Below are 9,593 nucleotides of genomic sequence, written 5' to 3'. Positions count from 1 at the left end.
AGGCGATGGACAGGATGACCCGGACGCAAGCGGTGATTGCGGCACTGTTTGACGGGCCTGTTGCGGTGGGTGTCACCGATCCGCGCGTGCCTCAACCGCCAGCGATGGGCGATGAGGCGGCGCATCTGGCCCAGGCGATACCCGCCCGACGGCGGGAATTCGCCGCAGGGCGTGCCGCTGCACGGATCGCGATGGCGCAACTTGGGATGCCGCCGGTGCCGGTCCCTGCGTCCCCTGATCGCGCGCCGGTGTGGCCCAAAGGTATCTCGGGTAGTATTTCCCATACAACGTCCCTATGCGCCGCGGTGCTTCGAACCGACGGGCCATGTCTGGGCCTTGATATCGAAGAGAATACGCCGCTTTCACAGGATCTGTTGTCGACCATCTGTTCGGACGCTGAACAGGCCGGTATCGCAGGGCCGGACCAGCTTTGGCTGGCCAAGCTGGTCTTTTGCGCCAAGGAAGCGACCTATAAGGCGCAGTATCCGTTGACTAAAATGCTGTTCGGCTTTGATCACATCGACATCGCGCTGGACAGATCTGCGGGGCGGTTCACCGCGACCTTTTTGAAACCGGCGGGTGATTTTGTTGCGGGCGATATGCTGCTGGGGCGGTTTGATCAGATCGACGGCCACCTTGTCACGGCGGCATGGGCTGATAAATCTCCGGTTAAAGGAGCCTGAGCCCATGCCGTCATTGACCCGCCGTGCCGTCCTTGGCTTTTTGACGCTGGCGCTTGGCGTCGGGGCATACAGCTATGCGCGTCGCCAGCGCGGGGCAAAACGGGCCAAGGCGCTTTATGCGCGCGCCTTGCCTGCACCGTCGGGGCCGTTGCAGGTCTATCATCTGGGGCATTCACTGGTCGGGCGCGACATGCCTGCGATGCTGGCGCAGCTGGCGGGCAGCGGCCATGGGTATGACAGCCAACTCGGCTGGGGCACCTCGCTGATGCAGCACTGGGAACCGGATCAGCCGGTGAACGGGTTTGACGTTGAAAACGACCATCCAAGGTTTCGGGGCGCGCAAGAGGCGCTTGCGTCAGGGGATTATGACGCGGTGGTGCTTACCGAAATGGTCGAGATCAAGGACGCAATCCGCTATCATGACAGTGCGACCTATCTGGCGCATTGGGCGGGGCTGGCACGGGAGGGCAACCCGCAGGCGCGCATTTACCTTTACGAGACATGGCACCATACCAATGATCCGGCAGGCTGGCTGGCGCGGATTGACGATGATTTTTCAGAGCGTTGGCTCGAACGTGTCCTCTATCCGGCTTTGGGCAAAACCGATGCACCGATCTACCTGATCCCTGCCGGTCAGGTCATGGCGGCATGCGTCCGCGCGATCACGGCACAGGGCGGACTGGACGGGGTGACAGGCGTGGATGATCTGATGGCGCGGAACGCGGATGGCACGCCCGACACCATCCATTTCAACGATCTGGGGGCCTATCTGGTGGCGTTAACACATTACGCGGTGCTGTATCAGAGTTCGCCGCTGGGGCTGGCGCATCAATTGAACCGTGCGGATGGCACGCCGGCCGATGCGCCGTCTGCGGCGTTGGCTGCGTTGATGCAGCGCACGGTCTGGGATGTGGTTGGGCGGCACGCGCAAACGGGAGTAGCGGCATGAGCGGTCTGGCCACGCTCTTTTCGGTTCTGATGGTCGGCCACAGCCTGTTCGGCCAGACGGGGCCAAGCATGCTGGAACAGGCGCTACTGGCAGGCACAGGGGATGCTCGCGTTCAGGCGCAGATCATCAACGGGGCCCCGCTGCGCTATAACTGGGACAAATCCGACAGCGCCGAAGGGGTCGATGCGCGCGCCGTATTGCCCCTTGGCGGGACCACCCATTTAATCCTGACCGAAGCAGTGCCGCTGGAAAACCACACGCAATTCTCGGAAACGGATGTCTATGCGCAGGCCTTTGCCGGTTTGGCGACGGCGGCCAATCCGGATGCGCATATCTATGTGCAAGAGACGTGGCACAGTCTGAAAAGCGGCACCGGCCAAGTGGTGGAACATGACGCGAAGGCCGATATCACGTGGCGCACCCGCTTGGATCAGGATCTACCGGTCTGGGAAAACATCGTCGCACAGATCGCAGCGGGGATGCGCGAGGATCGCGGCACTGTTTCACTGATCCCCGCAGGACAGGCGATGGCGCGGCTGCATGACGAAATTGCCGCGGGGCAGGTCGACGGTGTGACAGACATCACCAGCTTTTTTGACGACGACATCCATCTGAATGACGCGGGGCATTACTTTGTCGCGATGGTGCAATATGCCACGCTGACGGGGCATCCACCGCTGGGCCTGCCGGTGGATTTCAAGGACAGGTTCGGCAATGCCTTCGACACACCGGACGAGGATCTGGCGCGCATTCTGCAACGGATTGCCTGGGACGCGGTGCAGGCCTATGGCAGCGCGCCCGTGACGCCGGTGCCTTTGGTCACCGCAGCGCGCGCCAGCATGGCCCCGGCTGCGCCAACCGGACCGCCCCAAGACCTTTCCCTGCCGCCGGAAGGGGCCGTGCAGGGCAGCACAGATGTGGCGATTGGGCTGGCCTCGGTGACGGATTGGAGCACGCAGGTGCCTTTTCTTGACCTGATGAAAACCGCGCGGCCCTGGATCGGGCATAAAGCGGGGCAGTGGGGCGGTATGGAGCGGGCGCAGCTGCGTTCGGAGGGGTTTCTGGACGCTGCGGGCTGGCCGCTGAAAATGCCGCGCAGTCTGGGCAGTATCGGCACGTTGATCCTGACCGATATGCCCGAAGCAGCGACATCGCTAAAGGGGCGGTACCGGCTGAAATTTGACGGCAAAGGGGTGATCGAGGTGTCGGGTCGCGCTGAAAAGGTGCGCTATGGCAAGAATGAGGTGACCTTTGATTATGCCCCTGGTCCGGGCAGCGTCGACATTCGCATCCAACGGATCAACACGACCAACCCGCCGCGCAACATCAGTGTGGTGCACATGGATCACGCCCGCCGTTTTGACCGTGGCGCAGTTTTCAATCCCGCATGGACCGCCCGCATCGGCCAGTTCCGCGCGCTGCGCTTCATGGACTGGGCAGAAACCAACAACAGCCAGCTGTCGGATTGGTCCGAGCGTCCGCAAGTGGGCGATGTCACCTATGCCGACGGGGTGCCAGTCGAAGTGATGATTGATCTGGCCAATGAGTTGGAAAACGACGCTTGGTTCAACATCCCGCATCTGGCGGACGATGCCTTTGTGCGGGCCTATGCAGAGATGGTGCGCGACAGGCTGGACCCTGCCTTGACTGCCTATGTCGAGTTCTCGAACGAGGTCTGGAACTGGCAGTTTTCCCAAGCGGTTTGGGCGGATGAGGTCGCTTTGGCGCGCTGGGGGCAAAAGGACAAGTGGATGCAGCTTTACGGGCTGCGCGCCGCCGAAGTGGCGCGGATCTGGTCGGATGTTTTTGCCGGCGAGGCTGAGGAACGGCTGGTCAATGTTATTTCGTCGCAGACCGGTTGGTTGGGGCTGGAAACCGAAGCATTCACCGCCCCGCTGGCCGTGGCCGAAGGCATGGAACGGCCGGTTGATGCCTTTGATGCCTATGCGGTCACGGGATATTTCGGTGGTGTGCTGGGGCTGGAGGATCGGCAGGAAATGGTGAAAACTTGGCTGGCTGAAAGTGCGGCCAAGGCACGTGGGAAGGGTGAAGCGCAGGGGCTGAAGGGCAAGGCGCTGGAAACCTATATTGCCGCGCACCGGTTTGACCACGCCACCGCATTGGCCGAACGCGAATTGACGGACGGCAGCGTCAGCGGCAATGCTGCGGATACCTTGCAGGACCTGATCGGGCGGGTGTGGCCGCATCACGCGCAGGTGGCCCGCGCGCAGGGTCTTGATCTGGTGATGTACGAGGGGGGCACCCATATTGTCGGAATTGGCGGATTGGTCGAGGATACGGCCTTGACCGCGTTCATGCACCACCTGAATTACTCTGCCGAAATGGGGCGTTTGTACGCGGTGTTACTGAACGGATGGAAAGCCGTTGGCGGGCAATTGTTCAATGCCTATTCGGATGTTTACGCGCCGACGAAATGGGGATCATGGGGGGCGCTGCGCCATCTGGATGACAGCAACCCGCGTTGGGATGCATTGGTGGATTTTCAATGAAAACCTCGGTTCTGATCCCCGCCCATAACGAAGCGGATTACCTGCCGGCCTGTCTGAACGCGCTGCTGGCCTCCGATCCTGTTGCAGGTGGCGTGCAGGTTGTGGTGATCGCCAATGGCTGCACCGATAACACTGCCGAGATTGCGCTCGGTTTCGCGTCGCAAGCAGAGGCTAAAGGCTGGCACTGGACGGTGCTGGATCTTGCGCAGGGCGGCAAGTTGAACGCTTGGAACAAAGGTGAGGACTCGGCAACGGGCGATGTGTTGATCTACCTTGATGCCGATGTGATCGTAACCCCGCAGGTGGTTGGACAGATCAGCGATGCCTTGGATGTAAAAGCACCGCGTTATGCCAGCGGGCGGGCGAATGTGACGCTGAGTGGTGACGATGCGCTGACGCGGCATTACACGCGGTTCTGGCTGACCACGCCGTTCATGGTGCACGGTGTGCCCGGTTTCGGTGTGTTTGCGATGAACCGGGCGGGCCGTGCGCGGTGGGGCGCGTGGCCTGATATTATTTCGGACGATACCTTTGCGCGGTTGAACTTTGCCCCTTCCGAACGGCTGAGCGTGCCCGCGCAATATGACTGGCCGATGATCGAGGGGTTCACCCGTCTGGTTCAGGTACGCCGCCGGCAGGACATCGGCGTGGCAGAGATTGAAACCGGCTATCCCGAGCTGATGGTCAATGATGACCCCCATGATCGCACTGTCCCGTTGTGGAAACGCGCGGTGAAGGATCCGGTGGCTTTCGTCGCTTTTGCAGCGGTGCGCCTTGCCATCCGTTTGCCGATCCTGCGCAGCACCAACCGATGGGCGCGGGGACGTTAAGAGCCGCTGATATGGGCGGCCAGTTTGGCGGCTTCGGTGGTGATGTCGTGGCGTTCCAGCACCCGTTGGCGGGCCTTGTCGCCCATGGTGGATAGCTTCTTTAGCGGTGTTTTGGCAAAGGTTTCTATCGCATCCGCCAAAGCGTCAACATCACCGGCCGGCACCAGCCAACCGTGTGTGCCATCCTGCACCAGTTCCGGCGTACCCGCGATATAGGTGGCGATGACAGGGCGGGCGGTGGCCATGGCTTCCATCACGACCATCGGCAGCCCTTCGGCAAAGCTGGGCATGACCAGCGCATGGGCGGCCGCGAGTTCGCGGTTCACGCCGGCCTCGTCAAGCCAGCCGGTCAGGGTGACGCGATCCTGCAACTTGTGCTCTGCGATCGACGCCTCGATCATCGCGCGCATTTCGCCATCGCCGATCAGGGTCAGGTGCACATCGCTTTGGACTTGGGCCAGCGCTTTGATCACCGCGAGCTGGCCCTTTTGTTCCACCAGCCGTCCGATAGCGACAATGCGGCGCGGGCCATCTGTCATCGGGGCAGGGTCTGCAAATTTCTGCGGTTCGATCCCGCAGTGCACCACTTTGATCTTGTCCCAATCCTGCGGCGCTGCCCAGCGGCACAGTTGCGAGCGGCCGAACTGGGTGATGGCGACGGTAAAATCCGAATGCGCAATTTTGGTGCCCAAGGACAGGGCACGGGGCGCGTCGTATTCCTCGGGGCCGTGTACGGTGAAACTGTATTTCGGGCCGTCCAGCAGGGCGCTGAACATCGCAACGGCAGCGGAATTGGTGCCGAAATGCGCATGGGCATGGGTGACGCCCTCGGCGCGACAGCGTTCCGCGACAAAGGCGGCTTCGGCGAGATAAATCAGATGGCGTAGCACCCCGACTTCGGACACACGGCCAATCGTGACCGCGGTCTTTACGGCTTGCCAGAACTGCGCCAAATCACGTTTCGCTGCGCGCCAGCTTGCGCCCAGCAGGTGTTTCTTGTCCTCGGAAAGCACATATTCGGTGCGCTCTGCTTCGTAGCGGTCCTGAGGATCAACCAGCGGGGTGTCGCCGGGCCGCATGGCCATGCGAAACACGTCATGGCCCGTGGCCTCCAGCGCGCGGATTTCACGGCGGATAAAGCTTTGCGAGGGTTGCGGATAAGTATTTAGAATATATGCGATTTTCACAGGGGTTTGCCGCCTATCTGTTTGCGGGATGGCGCGCCTGTCGGGCTGCACGCCCTTGCAAACCGGCCTCGCTGCGGTCCTGCCACAGCTTGGCGATGCCTTTGCGCTCTTTGGGGGAGCGCGTTTCAGGGATCGACACAACCGGCAGCAATCCGGTTTCGCGTTGCATCTGGCGGGCGGTGCGGATCACGGGGCGGCGCAGTTCCAGTAGGAAGGCCAGCATCAATCCAAGACCCGTTGCAGCCACAACGCCCAGCAGCATCCGCTTTTTGCGGCTCATGGAGATGGGTTGTTCCGGCACCCGCGCTTCTTCAAGTGTGGTGAACCGTTCGCCGCGGGCGGCGTTTTCAAGGGTAAAGCCGACCTCGGCCTCGCTGCGGCGTGTTGCGATGACTTCCAGCCGGTCCTGAAGCTGCGTTGTGCGGCGTTCGAATTCCGCCAGCGTGCGTTCCACTTCGGGGCGGGTTTCGATGCTGGCACTCAACGCGGCGCGGCGGTCGAGCAAAAGCTGGCGCTGGGTGCTCAAACTGGCGAGCAGACGGTCCAGTTCTTCCTCTTCGCGCTTGATCGTGGCCGCACGGGTATTGCCGCTGCGGTCCAGATTTTCGCGGGCCAGTTCGGCGGTGATGATTTCACGGTCGAGTGTCAGCAGCGCATCATTCAGGCTGCCCAATTCCGAACGGCTGAAATCCAGCGACCCTTCGACCGAGATGTCGTTGGCGCTGCGAAACTCGGCCAAACTGGCCTCCAGCGTTGCGATCTCGGCCAACAGGTTCTTTTCCTGCTCTTCGAAAAAGGCGAGGGTTTCGGTTGTCTGCATCTGGCGTTGTGACGTGGCAAGGGCGCGGGTCTGGTCGGCAAACAAATGGGCGATGGCCTGTGCGTTTTCGGCGCTGTCCATTTCGGCAGAGATTGTCAGGATCGAAATTGCACCGTCATCGGCAAACCCTTCGCGCACGGCCGCCACACCGGTGATGGTGATGGCCTGACGCAGCAAGGCGACCTTTTCGGTAATACCCGTTTCGGTGTCGCCACCATACAGGTTGAACTGATTGATAACCTTAACAAGATTGTCATGCGCCATCAGTTGCTGTTCGATCAGCTGCAACCGGCGTGCGGCAGAACTTTCAACGGTAGAGCGGGCCAATTCGTCCGAGATTTGCGGCTGCTCGATCTGGATCACTTCGGCAGACTGATACATGTGCGGCGTGGTCATGGCCCAGATAAGCGAGCCGAAACAGCCAGCGATGATCACAGCCGAAATCACACCGACGCGTCTGCGCAGCATGTCCAGAAAGTCGGCCAGTGTAAAAATCGGTCCCATCGGTCCTAACGTTTCCCAGTTCTTGGTCGCCGCCAATGTCTTTTACGATTGGGCGGTACGCCTAATATTCAGAACATTCTGTCCATAATAGGGCAAAAACAATCAGAAGATGAGGGGTAAAAAAGGCAGCCTTCAAAAGACTGCCTTTGGGGTGATGTCGCCAGAAAAAAGGGTGTGGCGTTAGCTGTAGCGCTGGATTGAATCCGCACGGGCGCGGTTCAGCACGACACCGAGCAGGGGCACCTGATCGTTCAACATGCGTTCGCATTCCATCAACTCGCGGGCCATCGTCTGGGTCCCATCCGACACCAGCAGCACACCATCAAGTTGCGGCAGATAGGCGGATACGTCGTCATGGGTCAGCATAGCAGGCATATCGTATAGGACGATCTCGGGCTGCAATGCGGCGCGCATCCGTTCCATTGTATGCGCCGTTTCGGGGGACTGTAGCGTTTCCGCCGCTTCGGGGTCCGCGCAGTTGTTCAGTCCCAAGGCCAGCGTTTCACTGACTTTGATCATGTGATCGCCGATCGGTGCATGGCCCATCAGAAAGTCCCGCATAGACCCGCGCGGCGTAATGTCGAAAGCCTTGGCAATGCCGGGGCGGCGCAGGTTGAAATCCATCAGGACGGTCCGCGACCCTTTAACCCGCGACAGGCTCAGCGCAAGGTTCATTGCGGTGAAGGTATTCCCGCACCCCGACGTGGGGGTGGTGATGCCGATGTTGGTCCAGCCGTGTTCCTGCGTGATCTGTCGCAATCTTGTGCGCAGCTGGTCAAAGGCGCGCACCGATGCGCTGTCACGGGAGGCGTCCACAACCGGCAACGCTGTATCATCCTTGCGGCTTGTGCCCGGTTCAATGTGATCCAGCTCATGCCAGCGCGGCAGGTTGGTGTCGGGCGCATAGCTTTTGGGCAGCGCCGGTTGGCGGATGTCGGAGGGCTGCGGCTTGACCCGTGCTGGCAGGACCCGTGCGGTGTCCTGCTGAACGATATCCTGCGCGTCCATCGCCTCGATCAGCGCGCGGCGCGGACGGATGCTGTGGCGCATGCCGGCTTTCGGCAAAACGACAGGGGTTTTGATCATTTCAGCCTGGAGGTCTTCAGCGGCATGTAAATCACGCATCGTAATCTCCTTCGGGGGTTTGGCCATAAGACCTGTCTACACCTTTTTGTGCCATCGCGAAAATCTGTCCCATACTTAGTGCCCCGTCGGACGCAAAACCACGCCGATGGTTTTGAAAAGGATGGTCAGGTCCATTTTAAGCGTCAGGGACCGCACATAGGCGCTGTCTACTTCATTGCGGTAGGTAAACCGTTCATTGTTGCGCGCGGACACTTGCCACAGGCCGGTGATGCCGGGTTTGACCGCGTTGTAATGTGCCGCATTGCCGTACATTTCCAGCTGTTCGGGCATCATCGGACGCGGACCCACAAGGCTCATGTCCCCGAACAGCACGTTAAACAGCTGTGGCAATTCATCCATGGATGTTTTGCGCAGCAGGTGACCTAAGGGTGTGATGCGCGGGTCATTGCGCAGCTTCTGGATCTCGTCCCATTCCCGGCGCATTTCGGGGTCTTTTGCCAAATACTCTTCCAGAACCTGTTCGGCGTTGGGCACCATTGTGCGCAGCTTCAGGATCGAAAACCGCTTGCCCCCGGCGCCCAGACGGTCCTGTGTATAGAACGGGCTGCCACCGCTGAACCACAGGGCCAGCGCGGCAAAACCGATGATCGGCAGTGAAAAGGGCAGGGTAAGCAGCACAAACAAAATGTCCAAAATGCGTTTGCCAATGTGGCGGTACAAATAGACCGGCCCGCTTTTGGCAGCCAATGCGGCATCCCAGACGCGGCTGTTTTGCGCCAGCGCAGAGTTGCCAAAGGAAGTTCCGTTTGCAAAAGGGAACAAACCGAATTCGGCAGAATTTGTTGCGTTATCTTTCATTCTAACCCCCCAGGGTCAAATACGTACTCAAAAAAATCCAAGCACCTTTTCAAGCGCCCGAATATCGCGCCGTTGCACTGTCGGGAAGGGGAAAGGTTGGCCGCAAACGCCATATCCATTTTTCCTCCACCGACAATCCCGTCCTGTTTTGCACACATCCGCACCC

The 9,593-nt window shown here is 60.3% G+C and carries 8 protein-coding genes; 4 read left to right on the top strand and 4 right to left on the bottom strand.

Features of this window, described 5'->3' with window-relative positions; all coding sequences use genetic code 11:
- Positions 1-14 precede the first annotated feature (14 nt).
- Genes Z947_RS0115785 through Z947_RS0115770 form a run of 4 tightly spaced genes read left to right on the top strand, consistent with a single transcriptional unit; the run spans position 15 to position 4,972 of the window.
- On the top strand, positions 15-683 hold the full coding sequence (locus tag Z947_RS0115785; RefSeq protein ID WP_240477541.1) for a 4'-phosphopantetheinyl transferase family protein: 669 nt from the start codon (positions 15-17) through the stop codon (positions 681-683).
- Positions 684-687: 4 nt separating this feature from the next.
- Positions 688-1,632, top strand: a complete 945-nt coding sequence (locus Z947_RS0115780; RefSeq protein WP_025045255.1) for a hypothetical protein — start codon at positions 688-690, stop codon at positions 1,630-1,632.
- On the top strand, positions 1,629-4,142 hold the full coding sequence (locus Z947_RS0115775) for a hypothetical protein (protein WP_025045254.1): 2,514 nt from the start codon (positions 1,629-1,631) through the stop codon (positions 4,140-4,142). The genes Z947_RS0115780 and Z947_RS0115775 overlap by 4 nt, the downstream gene beginning before the upstream one ends.
- A complete protein-coding gene (locus Z947_RS0115770) occupies positions 4,139-4,972 on the top strand; it encodes a glycosyltransferase family 2 protein (protein WP_025045253.1) in 834 nt (277 codons plus the stop codon). The genes Z947_RS0115775 and Z947_RS0115770 overlap by 4 nt, the downstream gene beginning before the upstream one ends.
- Here the strand turns inward: Z947_RS0115770 and Z947_RS0115765 are convergent.
- The 4 genes from Z947_RS0115765 to Z947_RS21165 form a co-directional block, all read right to left on the bottom strand.
- Positions 4,969-6,159, bottom strand: coding sequence for a glycosyltransferase family 4 protein (locus Z947_RS0115765; RefSeq protein ID WP_025045252.1), 1,191 nt, complete (start codon positions 6,157-6,159; stop codon positions 4,969-4,971). The two genes, Z947_RS0115770 and Z947_RS0115765, sit on opposite strands and share 4 nt — an antisense overlap.
- A gap of 13 nt (positions 6,160-6,172) precedes the next feature.
- Entirely contained in the window at positions 6,173-7,483 is a 1,311-nt protein-coding gene (locus tag Z947_RS0115760) for a GumC family protein (protein ID WP_025045251.1), read from the bottom strand.
- 180 nt (positions 7,484-7,663) lie between these two features.
- Entirely contained in the window at positions 7,664-8,608 is a 945-nt protein-coding gene (locus Z947_RS21170) for a CpsD/CapB family tyrosine-protein kinase (protein ID WP_156026662.1), read from the bottom strand.
- Positions 8,609-8,683: 75 nt separating this feature from the next.
- Positions 8,684-9,427 (bottom strand): sugar transferase, encoded by a 744-nt coding sequence (locus Z947_RS21165; protein ID WP_025045249.1) that lies wholly within the window; start codon positions 9,425-9,427, stop codon positions 8,684-8,686.
- Positions 9,428-9,593: the final 166 nt, after the last annotated feature.

It is taken from the genome of Sulfitobacter geojensis, assembly GCF_000622325.1.
Classification (GTDB): Bacteria; Pseudomonadota; Alphaproteobacteria; order Rhodobacterales; family Rhodobacteraceae; genus Sulfitobacter; species Sulfitobacter geojensis.
This window is presented reverse-complemented; position numbering and strand designations above follow the sequence as displayed.

Coding starts and splice junctions, on each gene's coding strand:
- Z947_RS0115760 (WP_025045251.1), bottom strand. CDS start 7,483: ATGGGACCGATTTTTACACTGGCCGACTTTCTGGACATGCTGCGCAGA.
- Z947_RS0115775 (WP_025045254.1), top strand. CDS start 1,629: ATGAGCGGTCTGGCCACGCTCTTTTCGGTTCTGATGGTCGGCCACAGC.
- Z947_RS21165 (WP_025045249.1), bottom strand. CDS start 9,427: ATGAAAGATAACGCAACAAATTCTGCCGAATTCGGTTTGTTCCCTTTT.
- Z947_RS0115785 (WP_240477541.1), top strand. CDS start 15: ATGACCCGGACGCAAGCGGTGATTGCGGCACTGTTTGACGGGCCTGTT.
- Z947_RS0115770 (WP_025045253.1), top strand. CDS start 4,139: ATGAAAACCTCGGTTCTGATCCCCGCCCATAACGAAGCGGATTACCTG.
- Z947_RS21170 (WP_156026662.1), bottom strand. CDS start 8,608: ATGCGTGATTTACATGCCGCTGAAGACCTCCAGGCTGAAATGATCAAA.
- Z947_RS0115780 (WP_025045255.1), top strand. CDS start 688: ATGCCGTCATTGACCCGCCGTGCCGTCCTTGGCTTTTTGACGCTGGCG.